The sequence below is a fragment of the Arthrobacter sp. RIT-PI-e genome (genome assembly GCF_001187915.1).
Classification (GTDB): Bacteria; Actinomycetota; Actinomycetes; order Actinomycetales; family Micrococcaceae; genus Arthrobacter_D.
Window position 1 is genome coordinate 45,830 of sequence record NZ_LGIU01000034.1, and the last position, 14,480, is coordinate 60,309.

Genomic DNA, 14,480 nt, shown 5'->3' on the forward strand with positions numbered 1-14,480 from the left:
GCCCTACCTCCCGGCCGTCGCGGCGGCGAGGTGGCTCTTGGCGATCTGCTCGAGATGGGTCAGATCGGAGGCCACGGTGGCGAACGTGTAGCCCTGGCTCAGGCGCTGGGCGGCCACCTCCCCGGCCGCCGTGTGGATCCCGGCGGCCACCCCGGCCGCCGCGGCGGCGGCCGCGACCGTGGCGAGCGCCTCACCGAACGCCTCCTGGACGTCCGGGTCCCCGGGGTACTTCCCGCCCACCGCGATGGTGAGGTCGGAGGGTCCCACGTAGATGCCGTCGAGTCCTTCGGTGGCGCAGATCTCCGCCACGTTCGCCAGGCCGTCCGGTGTCTCGATCATGGCGAACACCAGGGTCGCGGCATTGGCCTCGGCGGGCACGGGGCCGATCCGCAGCGCCGAGCGCATGGGACCGTAGGAACGGTTCCCCAGGGGCGGGTACTTGGCCGCGGCCACCGCGGCGGCGGCGTCCTCCGCCGTGTCGACGAGGGGCACGATCACCCCCACCGCACCGGCGTCGAGGGCCTTGCCGATGGCGACCGGCGAGTTCTCCTCCACCCGCACCATGCCCACCGCGGTGTGCCCGGCGTCGACGGCCATGAGCCCGGCGAGCACCCCGGAGTACCCGAGGAGGCCGTGCTGGGCGTCGAGCGCCACGTAGTCGTACCCGAGCCGGCCGATGCGCTCGGTGGCCACCGGGGCGTCGAGGACGGCCCAGTAGCCGACGGCCTTCTCCCGGGCGCGGATGGTGCGGGCGAACTCGAGGGCGAGGTCGGAGGTCATGGGAAGCCTGCTTTCGTCGGGGATGGAGGGTGTGGTGTCAGCGGTTGTAGGCGGGCATGGGGCCGCGGAGCGTCGCGCCCACGGCGTCGCACGCCTCCACCACGTCGGCCGGTAGCGGACCGTTGGCGACGGCCCGGATGTTGCTGCGCAGCTGCTCCACCCTGGAGCCGCCGAGCAGCATCGACCCGACGCCGTCCCGGTAGGAGAGCCAGCGGAAGGACAGTTCGGTGAGCGGCATCCCGGCGTCCGCGGCGATGGCGGCCAGCTCACCGAGGGCGTCGAAGATTTGGCGGTCCCAGTACCGCTGGGTGTACATGGCGGCGAGCCGGGAGTCGCCGTAGCGGCCCTCGGAGGGCTTGGCGTCGAAGGAGTGCCTCCCGGTGAGCAGGCCTCCCCCGAGCGGGTTGTAGACCATGGTGTGGAGGGAGTGGACCGCCGCGAACTCGAGGTACTCCTCCTCCACCCTGCGCGCCACCAGGTTGTACAGCTGCTGGGCCACCGTGGGTTCGGGGGCACCGACCTCGCGGGCCACGTGGATCACGTCGGCGATCTGCCAGGCGGCGAAGTTGGAGACCCCGAGGGCGCCGATCTTGCCCTCGCGGACCAGCTCCGCCACCGTCTGCAGGGTCTCGTGCAGAGGGGCGGCGCGATCGGGCTGGTGCAGGTAGAACAGGTCGAGCCGCTCCACGTCGAGCCGGCGGAGGCTGCCCTCCACGCCCGCCCGGAGACCGTCCGCGGACAGCGGGCTGTGCTCCCCGTGGTCGGGGTGCGGCATACCGGCTTTCGAGGCCAGGACGACGCCGTCGCGTCGCCCCGCCAGCAGCCGGGAGAGCATCTCCTCCGTGACGCCGGCGGCGTAGGCGTTGGCGGTGTCCACCGTGGTGATCCCGGCGTCGAACGCCTCGTCCAGCATGCGCGCCGCCGTGGCTTCGTCGACGGTGTCGCCGAAGGTCATGGTGCCGAGCACCAGGCGGGAGATCGCCGGTGCTGCCGGGACGGGACGGGCGGCGGAGGACGTCGTGGTCATGAGTGGCTCCTGGTACTGGTCGGGGGGAACGGGAGGGGAGGGCGCATCGGCCTCAGCCGGCCAGGGAGAGGGACCGCACGAGGTGGCGGGGCTTGACGCCCTGCATCGTGGACGGGTCGAGCGCCGCCCGGCGGAGCTTGCGGGTGTAGTCCTCGGCCGGGGTGGTCAGCACGGTGGAGGTGCGCCCGGCCTCCACCACGCGCCCGCGCTGCATCACCATGATGGTGTCGCTGATCTCCTGGACCACCCCGAGGTTGTGGGTGATGAAGACGTAGGTGATGCCGGTCTCCTCCTGGATGGAGCGCAGCAGTCCGAGCACCTGGGCCTGCACGGAGACGTCGAGGGCGCTCGTCGCCTCGTCGCAGACGAGCAGCTCGGGTTTGGACGCGAGCGCCCGGGCGATCCCGATGCGCTGCCGCTGGCCGCCGGAGAACTCGGAGGGGTGCTTGTCCAGGGACGCCACGGGTAGGCCCACCTGGTCGATGAGCTCGGCCGCGGCGCGGTGCCGCTCCGCCTTCGAGCGCACGCCCTGGAGCCTGAGCGGTTCGGCGACGATCTCCTGGGCGGTCATGTGCGGGTCGAGGGAGCCGTAGGGGTCCTGGAACACCATCTGGAACCTCGATCTCATGGACCTGAGCCTGGACTCGGGGAGCGAGGCGATGTCGGTGCCGTCCAACCTGATCGCACCGCTGGTCGGCGTGATCAGGCGCATGACCGCCTTGGCGATGGTGGACTTCCCGCAGCCCGACTCGCCGACGACGGCGATGGTCCTGCCGCGGTCCACGGAGAACGAGACGTCGTCGACCGCCCGGAAGGATCCGCCGGGAACCTGGTAGTCCACCACCAGGTTCTCCACCGAGAGGAAGGGCTCATCCATGGTCGGCTCCGTTTCTGTGCGCGGCGGCGGTACTGCCGTGACCGGTGGGCGTCCGCCCACCGGTCGTCGGGGGCATCGTCTCGTCCCAGGGGCCGAGGGTGGGAATGGCCGCGAGCAGGGACCGCGTGTACTCGGTGGCGGGGTGGTCCACGATCTGCTGGACGTCACCGGACTCCACGAAGGAGCCGTTCTTCATGACGTGGATGCGGTCGGAGATGAGCCGGGCCACACCGAGGTCGTGGGTGATCATGAGGATCCCGATCCCGCGCTGCTCCTGCAGCTCGAGGAGCAGGTCGAGGATCCCGCCCTGCACGGTGACGTCGAGGGCGGAGGTGGGTTCGTCGGCGACCAGTAGCTGGGGCTCGCTGGCCAGGGCGATGGCGATCAGGACGCGCTGCAGCATGCCGCCGGAGAGCTGGTGGGGGAACTTCCTCAGCTGCTTCTCCGGCGTCGGGATGTGGACCTGCTGCAGCAGGCGCACGGCCCGTGCCGCGAGTGCACCGCGCTCCTTCGAGGCAGCACCGGCGATCCGGATGGCCTCGGTGAGCTGGGAGCCGATGGAGTGCACGGGGCTGAGCGCCGTCATGGGGTCCTGCGGGATCAGGGCCACCGTGCGTCCGCGGACCTTCTCGATGGCCTTCGGGCTCGCGGTGGTGTCCACGCCGTCGATGAGCACGGTGCCGGAGAGCACCGCGAGGTCCTTGGGCAGGAGCCCGAGCACGCCCATGGCGGTGGTGGACTTGCCCGAGCCGGACTCGCCGATGATGGTCACCGTCTCGCCGCGGTCGATCCGGAAGCTCACGCCGTCCACCGCGCGGACGATCCCGGCGTCGGTGATGAGCTCGACCTGGAAGTCCCGCACCTCGAGGAGGGCCTCCTCCCGGTGCGTGCTCCGGTTGCTGGTCTCGGTCTGGACCGTCATGTCAGGCACCTTTCTTCCTGCGGCGGGGGCGGTCGCGCAGACCGTCTCCCAGGAGGTTCACGCCCACCACCATGAGCACGATGAACAGACCCGGCATGGTGACCATCCACCAGGAGGTGGTGATGTAGTCCTGTCCGTCCGAGATGATGCGGCCCCAGGTGGCGAAGGGACGCTGGGGACCTGCACCGAGGAAGCTCAGCGCACTCTCCAGGAGCACGGCCTGGGCCAGCAGGAGCAGGACCACCAGGGTGGCCTGCTTGATGACGTTGGGGATGATGTGGCGGACGAGGATCTGCACCCGGTGCAGGCCGAGGATCCGGGCGGCGGAGACGTAGGGTTTCTCGCGTTCCACCAGCACCATGGAGCGGGTCAGGCGCGCCACCTCGGGCCACTGCGCGATGGCGATGACGAAGGTGATGACCGGGATGGAGGGCCCGAAGAGCGCCACCACCAGGAGCAGCATCATGAGCAGGGGCAGGGACATCTGGGCCTCGAGTAGACGGGAGACGATGGTGTCGATCCAGCCGCCGAAGTAGCCGGCGGCCGATCCCAGGACGATGCCGATGGCCCCCGAGACGAGGACGGCGAGGATGCCGATGGTGAGCGAGACCTGACCGCCGTGCAGGACGCGGGAGAGCAGGTCCCTGCCCAGCTGGTCCGTGCCGAACAGGTGCCCGTCCGTGAGCGGGGGCAGACGCCGCGCGGAGAGGTCCTGGAAGTTCGCGTCCGGGATCGGGAGCAGCTGGGCCAGCAGGATCGGCACCATGACCAGCAGGGTGCACACCACACCCACCACGATCTTGCTCCGCGAGGTGTTCCGGCGCCGGGTGGCTCCCGCCCGGGCGATCAGCTGCCGGGTGACGGCGGTGGGGCTCGGCTCCCGGGACGCCGGTGCCGGCGTACTCCCGCCGGCCGGGTTCGTGGTGTCGCTGAGGCTCATGCTGCTGCCGCCTTTCCAAGACGAACGCGGGGATCGAGAAGCGGGTAGGCGAGGTCGATGACCAGCTGGACCGTCACGGCGAGCAACGCCGTCAGCAGCACCGTGGCCTGGATGAGCGGGTAGTCGCGGGTCTCCAGGGCGCGGACGATCAGGGAGCCGACGCCGGGCCAGGCGAAGACCACCTCGACCACCACCACCCCGTTGAGCATGGCGGCGAACCGGGTGCCGAGGGCGGTGAAGACCGGGATGGCCGAGTTACTCATGGCGTAACGCCACGTCAGGGCGGAGTTGCGCACGCCCCGGGAGCGGGCCACGGTGAGGTACGGTGCCGCGAAGTTCGCGGTCATCTCCCGGCGGACCATCCGTGAGATCAGGGCGATCTGCAGGATGGCGATGGTGATGGTCGGGAGTACCAGGCCACCCCAGGTGGCGAAGCCCGAGGCGGGGAAGACCGGGATCAGCACGGCGAACCCGGTGAGGAGCATGATGCCGGTCCAGAAGTCCGGCATGGACTGTCCCGCGATGGTGAGGACGTTGACGCCGAACTCGCGCCCCGTGTCCGGCCGCCGTGACATCCAGACGCCGAGGGGGATCGCGACGAGCGCGGTGAGGAGGATCGCCGCGGTGGCGAGGGTGAGCGTGTACGGCATGCGTTCGGCGACCACCTGAAGCGCGGGCGCCTGGAACGAGTAGGACTGCCCGAGGTTGCCGGTGAACAGCTGCTGCAGGAAGATCCAGTACTGCTCGATCACCGGGCGGTCCAGCCCGAACTGCTGCCGCACCACGGTGAGCTGCTCCGAGGTCGCAAGGGGCCCGGCGTAGGCCGCGGCGGGGTCCCCGGGGGCGAGGCGGATGAGGATGAAGACCGTGGAGACCGTGAGGAAGACAGTCAGCAGGCCCTGGCCGATGCGCTTGAGGACGTAGGTCTTCATGTCAGGCCTCCAACCGGACAGTGGCGAGCGGGTAGGAGTTGGTGGTGGCGAGCCCCACCTCGGAGACCCGCTCGCGGTGTGCGAGAACGGATTTCGGCACGAACGCCCAGGCGCAGGGCCAGGTGTCCCAGACCGCCTGCTGGGCGTTCCCGAGCAGCTCCTGCCTGCGGGTCGGGTCCGGTTCCGTGGCGGCGGCGCGTATGGCCGTGGTGACCTCGGGGATCACGTACCCCTGGTAGGTGTCCCGCGTCTCCTCCTTCTCCGGGGTCCCCGCGTACATCCCCTGCAGCATGGTGATCGCCAGACCCGTGGGACTCGAGTAGCCGTTCCCCAGCAGGTCCCAGTCGCCCTCCTTGCCCTGGCGCCAGGAGAGGATGTTGCCGCCCGGTTCGAACTGCTGGAGCTCGGTCCTCACGCCGATCGCGCCGAACATCTCCACCAGGGCCTCCATCACCGAGACGTCACCGGCGAACTCGCCGGTCTCCCAGATGATCTTGAGGGACAGGCCGGTGGCACCGAGGTCCTGCAGCAGAGACCTCGCCTGCTCGGGGTCGTACACGTAGTCGCCGGTCTTGACGGACCCCGTCAGGCTCGACGGCGTCACGCCCTCCGCCTGGGTGACGGCATCCACCAGGACGTCGCGGACCAGTGCCTCGCCGTTGATCCCCATGCTCAGCGCCTGCCGCACGCGGGGATCGGCCAGGGGGTGGCCGGTCGGCTTCCGGAAGTTGTAGAAGATCTGGTTCAGCCGCAGGCTCGATGCCTCCTGGAGCCGGATACCGGGGAGTCCCGCCAGCTGCTCGCGTGAGTCGGGGGTGATGGAGTCGATGACGTCCACCTCGCCGCTGCGCAGGGCGATCACCCTGCTGGACTCCTCGGGGAGGAACCGGACCTCGACGTTCTCCACCTCGGCGGGCTCGCCCCAGTAGTTCTCGTTCCGGGTCAGGCTGTAGGTGCCCGCACCCCGGTTGGAGCCGGTGACCCGGTAGGGCCCCGATCCCAGGCCCTCCTGGAGTTCCTCCGGCTTGTTCTGCGCCGCGGGCGTGATCAGGATCATGCTCATCAGGGAGTCGAGGATGGGGATCGGCTGCTCGGACTCCATCCGGAAGGTCCGCTCGTCCACGGGCACCACGGTGGGGAACTCGGGGAAGAACCCGGCCACGAAGGAGCCCTGCACCTGCTGGTACATCTCGAGCGCCGTGGAGACGTCCTCCACCGTGACGGGGCTGCCGTCGGAGTAGCAGACCCCCTCGCGCAGGCGCACCGTCCACTGCAGCGGACCGGTCTGCTCGAAGGACTCCGCGAGGACGGGGACGGCGCTCGTGTCGGGGCCGATGGCCGTGAGGCCCTGACGGACCGCGCGCTGCACCGTGACCGCGGCGTCGAACTGGTTCAGCTTGTTGTCCAGGCTCACCAGGGACCGGTTCAGCGCCAGCGTCAGGGTGTCGCGCCCCGGGAGTCCCGTGGGGCCGGCGCACGCGCCCAGACTCCCCGAACCGGCGAGGATGCCGGCGAGGGCCCCGAACTGGAGGAGACGACGGCGGGAGAGTTGAGAGCCGTGGGGAAGGCCGGTCATCGTTGACCTCTCGATAGAGCGGTGGGGCGGTTCGTCTGCGAGGCCGCCGTGTAATCTCCATCACTGTCGCATCACTGCGTGTTTTACGCAATAGGTATGGCGCATATCGCGCATAACTGTCATGATGATGGTCACGACGGCCTTCCCTCGAAGGCCTCGGCCGGGAACGAGGAGGGACGCAGTGACGCACATCGTGGTGCAGGCCGACGATCTCTCTGGAGCCGCCGAGACCGCCCAGTGCTTCGTCCGTCGGGGTCTGCGCACCGTGCTCGTCCTGGCCCGGGACGGGGCCTCCTCCGGCGACCGCACCGCGCACTCCCCCGAGGCCGACGTCGTCGTCCACGACACCCACCCCCGCGGCACGGGCGCGGCGGAGGCCCGGCGCCGCACGGGCGACGTGTTCCGGGACCTTCCCCCCGGTCCGGACACGCTCGTCCTCAAGAAGATCGACTCCCTCTGGCGCGGGAACATCCACGCGGAGATCTCCGCCCTGACCGCGGCCGGACACCACGTCGTCGTCGCCGGGGCCCTTCCCCACCTGGGCCGCGCGGTGCTCGACGGCCGGCCCGTCGTCGACGGCGTCCCCCTGGCCGCCACGGAGCGGTGGCAGGCGGAAGCAGCCCCACCCCCCACCGACCTCCGGGTGCTGCTCCGCCCCGACGCACCCGAGCAGGTCCGCCACCTCCCGCTGGCACTCCTGCGCTCCGCGGACCGCGCCTCCCGGCTGGCCGAACGGCTCTCGGGCCCGGATCCCGTGGTCCTGCTGGTGGACGGCGAGACCGACGCCGACCTCGACCTCGTGGTGGAGTTCCTGCTGGGCGGCGGCTCCGGCGCGGGTGGGCGGCGGGTGGTCCTCGCCGGCACCGGCGCCGCCGCCGTCGCCCTCGCCGACCGCTGCGCACCCCCTGCCGCTCAGCACCACGCTGATGCGCACAACGCGCAGAATGTCCCGTCCGGGACACCAGAGGCGCCCGGGGGCGGGCGGGGCCCCCGCAGCCGACCGGGGCTCGCCGTCGTCGGAACCGCCTCGGCCCCGGCGCACCGGCAGCTCGGCAGGCCCGGGGAGCGCGGGTTCCTCCGGCTCCGGATCCCCGCAGCGGACCCGTCCGCCCCGGAGGAGGCCCTGCTGCGGTGCCGCCCCGCGCTGGCCGCGGGCTCCGCCGCGTCGTCACCCCCGCCGCGGCCGCCCTGGTCCCCGCCCGCCCGGCCCCCGCCGCCGCCTCCCCCGCGCGGGTCGCCGCCCGCGTGGCCGGCGGCCCCTCGCCGCCCGATCTCCTGCTGCCCGGCGGGGGGCCGGCGCGCGAGGTGCTGACCGTCCTCGGGCACCGCGGCCTGGTACCGCTGCGGGCGGCCCAGCACGGCGCCGTCGTCAGCCGCACCGGGGACGGGACGCTCGTGGGGACCAAGCCCGGGAGCTTCGGCGACGACGACGCGCTCGCCGAGCTCCACGACCTCCTCCGGCACGTTCGCGCCGCCGATCCATCGACCACCGACACCACCGCATCTTCCGTCTACACCCTGGAGCAACCATGACCACGACGCTCGACCCGACAGAGATCCGCAACGACCTGCCCCTGGTGGCCGTCACCATGGGCGACGGCGCAGGGGTGGGCCCCGAGGTGGTGGTGGCCGCCGTCCTGGACCCGCAGAGCAACGCCGAGTGCCGCCCGGTGGTCATCGGGGACGCCGGCCGGCTGCGGCAGGCCGCGGAGGTCCTCGGCATCAGCGCCGACATCCGGACGATCACCACCGTGGGCGAGGCCGTCTTCGAGCCGGGCCGGGTCAACGTGATCGACCTCGCGCTGCTGCCGGAGGACCTGGCCTGGGGTGAGCTCTCCGCCACGGCCGGGCATGCCGCGTACGAGTACATCCGGGTGGCCAGTGAGCTGGCGATGGCCGGGGAGGTGCACGCCATCTGCACCGCCCCGCTCAACAAGGAGGCACTGCACGCGGCCGGCCACGTCTACCCCGGCCACACCGAGCTCCTGGCGCACCTGACGGGCACCGAGGAGGTGTCCATGATGCTCTCCACCCCGAAGATCAGGGTGATCCACGTGACCACGCACATCGGCCTCGTGGATGCCATCCGGAAGATCAACCCCGATCTCGTGGAACGGACCGTCCGGCGCGGCCACGACGCCCTCGTGCGGGCCGGTGTCCCCGCACCGAAGATCGGGGTGTGCGCCATCAATCCCCACGCCGGTGAGAACGGCCTCTTCGGGCAGGGCGAGGAGGCCGAGAAGATCGCCCCCGGCGTGCAGCGGGCGGCCGCGGACGGCATCGACGTCACCGGTCCGCTCCCGGCGGACACCCTCTTCTTCCTGGCCGGGCGCGGTGACTACGACCTCGTGGTGGCGATGTACCACGACCAGGGGCACGGCCCGGTGAAGGTGCTGGGGATCGAGGCCGGGGTGAACATCACCGTGGGGCTCCCGGTCATCCGCACGTCCGTGGACCACGGCACGGCCTTCGACATCGCGGGCAAGGCCATCGCCGACCCACGCAGTATGGTGGAAGCTCTCCACCAGGCCGCAGAGATGGCGACCCGCCCGAGCGTCACCGCCTGAGGCGCACCGTAGGACGGTGGGCCCACGAGGACGTCGCGGGGAGGCCGGTAGCGGACCCCCTCGGGATCCTCCCGGGGCGGACGCCGACAGGAAGCGGGTACCCATGGCGACGGCCAGCGCCAGGCGAGAAGAGATCTACCACCTCGCGGTCACCACGGGCCTCGCCTCCGTGGAGGACCTCTCCGCGCGGTTCGGCGTCACCGCCTCCACGATCCGCCGGGACCTCGCCCGCCTGAACGGCCAGGGACGCCTGGCCCGCACCTACGGCGGAGCCATGGCCCTGGGCGCCCACCCGGAGGCGTCGCTGCGCCAACGGACCGGGGAGGCCTTCGAGGAGAAGCACGCCATCGCGCGCCTCGCGGCCGCCCTGGTGGGTCGCGGTGAGAGCATCATGCTCGACGCCGGCTCCACGGTGGGCGCACTGGCCCACGAGCTGCGGTCGTTCGAGGACCTGTTCGTCACCACGCCGGGGATCAACACCCTGCAGGAGCTGGCGGACTCGGAGGGCGTCACGATCGACTGCCTGGGCGGGCGCATGCGGAGCCTGAGCCAGAGCTTCGTGGGCCCCCTGGCCGAGGCGTCCCTCGAACGCATGAGCTTCGACCGCGCGTTCATCGGCGCGGATGCGGTCACCGCCGACTCCGGGATCTGCGAGGCCGACCACGCCCAGACGCGGCTGAAGGAACTCGCCGCGCGGCGCAGTGAGCACGTCTACGTCCTCGCGCACTCGGCCAAGCTGGGGCTGCGCCCCTTCCACGCCTGGACCCGCCTCCCCCTGCCGTGGACGCTGATCACGGACGACGGCGCCGACCCGGCGGAGATCGCGAAGTTCCAGGACACCGGTGTCTCCGTGGAGGTGGCTAGGCTGGGCCCATGGCCACAGTGATCCTCGTGCGGCACGGCCGCACCACAGCGAATGCCTCCGGAGTGCTGGCCGGCAGGGCCGACGGCGTCAGCCTCGACGACGTCGGCCGCGACCAGGCCACCGCGACCGGGACCCGGCTCGCCGCCGTCCCCCTGGTCGGGGTGGTGTCGAGCCCCCTGGAGCGCTGCCGGCAGACCGCCGGGTACATCCTCGACCGGCAGACCGGCGCCCCGCACGCGCCGATCGACCCCGATCTCACCGAGTGCGACTACGGCACGTGGCAGGGCCGTACGCTCGTGGACCTCGCCACCGAACCCCTGTGGTCCACGGTGCAGTCCCAGCCCTCCGCCGTCGTCTTCCCTGGGGGCGAGTCCATGGCCGCGATGCAGGCCCGGTCCGTGGCGGCGGTCCGGCGCCTCGACGCGGCGTTCGAGGCCGAGCACGGCGAGGGCGCCGTCTGGGCCGCGGTGAGCCACGGCGACATCATCAAGGCCATCCTCGCCGACGCGCTGGGCACGCACCTCGACCTGTTCCAGCGCATCACCGTGGGCCCCGCCTCCGTGTCGATCGTGCGCTACGGCAGCAGCCGTCCCACCGTCTTCACCACCAACACCGACGCCGGGGATCTCTCCTGGCTGGTGAACACCGCCGGTACGGGTGACGCCCCGGTGGGCGGTGGTGCCGGGCACGCGGCGCCACCGGCCGGATGAGCCTAAAATAGGTCCATGCCTACAACCGTTCACGAGTTCGCCTGGCCAGACCGGGTCGTCGTCGGCACCATCGGCGTCCCGGGGCAACGCACGTTCTACCTGCAGGTCCGCACGGGGAAGCAGATCGTGAGCATCGCCCTGGAGAAGCAGCAGTCGGCGCAGCTCGCGGAGAAGATCGACGAGATCCTGGATCAGCTGGTCACCCTCGAGGGGAACCCGTTCAGCGTCCCTGCGAGCACGCCGATCGAGCTCGTGGACAACGATCAGCTCGAGCCGGTGGAGGAGCAGTTCCGCACCGGGGTCATGAGCCTGGGCTGGGACCCGTCCACGGCGCAGATCGTCATCGAGGCCTACCCGATCACCGAGGTGGACGAGGACGACGACGGACTGCTCGACGACGATGACGACGAGGCCACCGAGGTGCTGCGGGTCCGCATGCCGGTGGGGACCGCCCGCGCGTTCACGAAGCGGACGCACGAGGTGGTGGGCGCAGGGAGGCCGCTCTGCGTGATCTGCGGTCAGCCGATCGACGCCGACGGGCACATCTGCGCCATCCCCGAGGTCTGATGCCCGCGCCCGACCTCGTGACCGACGAGCTGACGCTCACCGGCCGCATCAGGACGGCGTCGAACGCCACCTTCGTGGGCACCATCGGCGACACCGCGGTGGTGTACAAACCGATGCGCGGCGAGAAGCCGCTGTGGGACTTCCCCGACGGCTTCCTCGCGCACCGCGAGGTGGCCGCCCATCTCGTGTCCGAGGTGCTGAGCTGGGACATCGTGCCGCGCACCTGGCTGCGCGAGGGTCCGCTGGGTGAGGGCATGGTGCAGCTCTGGCAGGAGATCGACCCCGAGCAGGACCCCGTGGACCTGGTCGCCGCGGACGACGTCCCGGAATCGGGGTGGAAGCAGGTGCTCGAGGGTCAGGACGACGACGGGCGGATCGTCGCCCTCGTCCACGAGGACACCCCGGCCCTGCGGCGCATGGCGGTGTTCGACGTCGTGGTGAACAACGCCGACCGCAAGGGCGACCACATCCTCGCCCTCCAGGACGGCCACCGGCACGGGGTGGACCACGGGCTCACCTTCCACAGCGAGCACAAGCTGCGCACGGTGCTGTGGGGATGGGTCGGGGAGACGCTGACCACCGAGGAGCTCGACGGCGTCGGCCGGGTCCGCGAGGACCTGGACGGTGAGCTGGGCCGGCAGCTGGCGGAGCTGCTGACGGCGGAGGAGATCGCGGCCCTCACCGCACGCTGCGACCGGTTGCGCGCAGCGGGCCGGTTCCCGGGCCCGAGCGGCGACATGCCGGCGGTCCCCTGGCCGCTGTTCTGAGGGGGCGGGGGCCGTCATGGCGCTGATCACGGAGCAGGCTCACCGACCTCTCACCACAGGCTGCGCAGCAGACCGACGCCGATCCCCAGCATCACGACCGCGGGGACCACCTCGAGGACGTACCAGATGGGGGCCCGCTGCAGCAGGCCGGCGAGGGACCGCGCGGCGTAGCCGATCCCGCAGAACCAGACGGTGCTGGCCAGGACGGAACCGGCCACGACCCACCACCGGCCCGACGCGCCGTGGGAGCTCCCGGCGGTGCCGAGCACGAACATGGTCTCCAGCAGCACCTGCGGGTTCAGCCAGGTCACCGCCACGGCGGTCCCCGCGACCGCCCAGGCGCCCCTCCTGCGGGCCGGCCCGTCGGCCTCCGGGTGGTCGGGCTCCGCGCCCTCGGCCGGCGTCGAGGGCGCCACGGTCAGGGCTGCCCCTGCGACAGCCGGTGTCCTGCGGGAGCGGGCACGCAGTGTCCGGGCACGGCGGGCGGCTCCTACGGCGAGCCAAAACAGGAAACCCGCGCCGGGCACGGTCAGCACCTCGCGGGGCAGCGGCGCCGCGGCGGGGGCCCCGGCGACGCCGAGGACGCCGAGCACCACCAGCCCGACGTCGGAGGCCAGGAAGACCCCCGCCACCAGTCCCGGCCGGTGACGCTGCATCCCGTGGCGGATCAGCAGCAGGTTCTGCGCACCCAGGGAGGTCAGCAGGGCCAGGCAGGTGGCGAAGCCGGTGAGGGCGGCCGTCAGGGCCGTGGAGGTGGTCACGTCGAGGGGAAGCACGTCCCCGACCCTATGAAGTGGAAGGTATCAAGGCCAGCGAAAGAATCTGAAGCCTCCTAAGGTGTGCTCATGTTCCCGTTCCAGCACGAACACCTCGAGACGCTCATCGCCCTGGTGGACCACGGCTCCTTCGACGCCGCGGCCGCCGAGCTGCACATGTCCGCGTCCGCGGTGTCCCAGCGGGTCAAGGCGATGGAGGCCCGCTGCGGCACCGCGCTGGTACGCCGCACGCTGCCGGTGGGCGTGACCCCGGCCGGGGAGACGCTGCTGCGCACGGCCCGGCAGATCCAGCGGCTGCAGCACGACGCACTGGAGGAGCTCGGCCTTCCGGGCAGCGGCGTGCGGACCGAGATCCCGGTGGTGGTCAACCCGGATTCATTCGCCGCCTGGTTCCTGGACGTCATGGCCGCGGTGCACGACGAGACCGGGGCCACCTTCACCGTGCACCTGGAGGCCGAGCAGCACTCCGCCGACCACCTGCACCGCGGTACGGTGATGGCCGCCGTGACCGCCACCCCGCGGCCCGTCCAGGGGTGCACCGTCTCGACCCTCGGCACGATGCGCTACCGGGCGGTGGCGACACCCGCCGTCGTCGCCCGCCACGGCGGTGTGGAGAAGACCCTCGCGGCCCTGGATCAGATCCCGGTGCTGGTCTTCGACCGCGCCGACGACCTCCAGCACCGCTTCGTGCGCGAGCACCTGGGACGGACCCTGGCCTCGCCGGCCCACTACGTGCCGGCCTCCGCCCAGTACACCGAGGCACTGCTGCAGGATCTGGGGTGGGGGCTGCTCACCGATCCCTTCTGCCGGCAGGAGCTGGACCGCGGAACCCTGGTGGAGCTGGCCCCCGGCGTCGAACTGACCGTCCCGCTCTACTGGCAGCGGTGGCGGATCGACTCGCCGCTGATGGATCTGGTCACCCGCACCGTGGAGCGTGCCGCCTCGCGCGTCCTGCAGCCGGTGCCCTGAACGTGTGGCAGCCCTGACACCGGTGGTTCGACCACCGGGGTGGTGATCCCTGTCCAGGGCGATTTCCCCAAGACAAGCTCAGGTTGTCCGAAAGATCGGCTCCGAGGTTTGCTCCGGTGACCGCCGGAGCTCTAGCTTGCCCATGGGACTTCCAGGAATGTCCCGGCCCCACCTCCCTGAAGCCGCCCCCGTCGTGGTTCCCACG

At 71.5% G+C, this 14,480-nt stretch carries 16 protein-coding genes; 8 read left to right on the top strand and 8 right to left on the bottom strand.

Annotated features, from left to right (window positions below):
* Window positions 1–3 precede the first annotated feature (3 nt).
* The 7 genes from AC792_RS02375 to AC792_RS02405 are packed head-to-tail and all read right to left on the bottom strand — an operon-like array spanning window position 4 to window position 7,054.
* Window positions 4–780, bottom strand: coding sequence for an HpcH/HpaI aldolase family protein (locus tag AC792_RS02375; protein ID WP_049828987.1), 777 nt, complete (start codon window positions 778–780; stop codon window positions 4–6).
* Window positions 781–817: 37 nt separating this feature from the next.
* Window positions 818–1,807: an aldo/keto reductase gene (locus AC792_RS02380; RefSeq protein WP_049828988.1), complete on the bottom strand. Its 990-nt coding sequence runs from the start codon at window positions 1,805–1,807 to the stop codon at window positions 818–820.
* 52 nt (window positions 1,808–1,859) lie between these two features.
* Window positions 1,860–2,684, bottom strand: a complete 825-nt coding sequence (locus AC792_RS02385; protein WP_049828989.1) for an ATP-binding cassette domain-containing protein — start codon at window positions 2,682–2,684, stop codon at window positions 1,860–1,862.
* The gene (locus AC792_RS02390) at window positions 2,677–3,606 is read right to left on the bottom strand and encodes an ABC transporter ATP-binding protein (RefSeq protein ID WP_049828990.1); all 930 of its coding nucleotides are present in this window, start codon (window positions 3,604–3,606) and stop codon (window positions 2,677–2,679) included. Before AC792_RS02390 ends, AC792_RS02385 begins: the two co-directional genes overlap by 8 nt.
* Window position 3,607: 1 nt before the next feature.
* Complete coding sequence (locus AC792_RS02395; RefSeq protein ID WP_049828991.1) at window positions 3,608–4,546, bottom strand: ABC transporter permease; 939 nt, start codon at window positions 4,544–4,546, stop codon at window positions 3,608–3,610.
* A complete protein-coding gene (locus AC792_RS02400; RefSeq protein WP_049828992.1) occupies window positions 4,543–5,478 on the bottom strand; it encodes an ABC transporter permease in 936 nt (311 codons plus the stop codon). Before AC792_RS02400 ends, AC792_RS02395 begins: the two co-directional genes overlap by 4 nt.
* A 1-nt stretch (window position 5,479) precedes the next feature.
* Window positions 5,480–7,054 carry an ABC transporter substrate-binding protein gene (locus tag AC792_RS02405; protein WP_049828993.1) on the bottom strand — a complete coding sequence of 525 codons (1,575 nt, stop codon included), beginning with the start codon at window positions 7,052–7,054 and terminating at the stop codon, window positions 5,480–5,482.
* Window positions 7,055–7,235: 181 nt separating this feature from the next.
* Here AC792_RS02405 and AC792_RS17875 point away from each other — a divergent pair, with 181 nt between their 5' ends.
* The 7 genes from AC792_RS17875 to AC792_RS02440 all read left to right on the top strand — a co-directional run bounded on the left by AC792_RS17875 (window position 7,236) and on the right by AC792_RS02440 (window position 12,530).
* On the top strand, window positions 7,236–8,366 hold the full coding sequence (locus tag AC792_RS17875) for a four-carbon acid sugar kinase family protein (protein ID WP_049828994.1): 1,131 nt from the start codon (window positions 7,236–7,238) through the stop codon (window positions 8,364–8,366).
* Window positions 8,360–8,587, top strand: a complete 228-nt coding sequence (locus AC792_RS17625) for a hypothetical protein (RefSeq protein WP_235436310.1) — start codon at window positions 8,360–8,362, stop codon at window positions 8,585–8,587. The genes AC792_RS17875 and AC792_RS17625 overlap by 7 nt, the downstream gene beginning before the upstream one ends.
* Window positions 8,584–9,621: a 4-hydroxythreonine-4-phosphate dehydrogenase PdxA gene (gene pdxA, locus AC792_RS17630; RefSeq protein ID WP_049828996.1), complete on the top strand. Its 1,038-nt coding sequence runs from the start codon at window positions 8,584–8,586 to the stop codon at window positions 9,619–9,621. Before AC792_RS17625 ends, pdxA begins: the two co-directional genes overlap by 4 nt.
* Before the next feature lie 103 nt (window positions 9,622–9,724).
* Entirely contained in the window at window positions 9,725–10,507 is a 783-nt protein-coding gene (locus tag AC792_RS02425) for a DeoR/GlpR family DNA-binding transcription regulator (protein ID WP_049828997.1), read from the top strand.
* Entirely contained in the window at window positions 10,495–11,196 is a 702-nt protein-coding gene (locus tag AC792_RS02430; protein ID WP_049828998.1) for a histidine phosphatase family protein, read from the top strand. The genes AC792_RS02425 and AC792_RS02430 overlap by 13 nt, the downstream gene beginning before the upstream one ends.
* Window positions 11,197–11,211: 15 nt before the next feature.
* Window positions 11,212–11,763: a DUF3090 domain-containing protein gene (locus AC792_RS02435; protein WP_049828999.1), complete on the top strand. Its 552-nt coding sequence runs from the start codon at window positions 11,212–11,214 to the stop codon at window positions 11,761–11,763.
* Window positions 11,763–12,530 carry an SCO1664 family protein gene (locus tag AC792_RS02440; RefSeq protein WP_049829000.1) on the top strand — a complete coding sequence of 256 codons (768 nt, stop codon included), beginning with the start codon at window positions 11,763–11,765 and terminating at the stop codon, window positions 12,528–12,530. The genes AC792_RS02435 and AC792_RS02440 overlap by 1 nt, the downstream gene beginning before the upstream one ends.
* Window positions 12,531–12,580: 50 nt before the next feature.
* Here AC792_RS02440 and AC792_RS02445 read toward each other — a convergent pair whose 3' ends face one another.
* Window positions 12,581–13,306, bottom strand: a complete 726-nt coding sequence (locus tag AC792_RS02445) for a LysE/ArgO family amino acid transporter (protein WP_049829001.1) — start codon at window positions 13,304–13,306, stop codon at window positions 12,581–12,583.
* Between the two features lie 69 nt (window positions 13,307–13,375).
* On the opposite strand from AC792_RS02445, the gene AC792_RS02450 reads away from it, so the two are divergent.
* Entirely contained in the window at window positions 13,376–14,275 is a 900-nt protein-coding gene (locus AC792_RS02450) for a LysR family transcriptional regulator ArgP (RefSeq protein ID WP_049829002.1), read from the top strand.
* Window positions 14,276–14,480 lie beyond the last annotated feature (205 nt).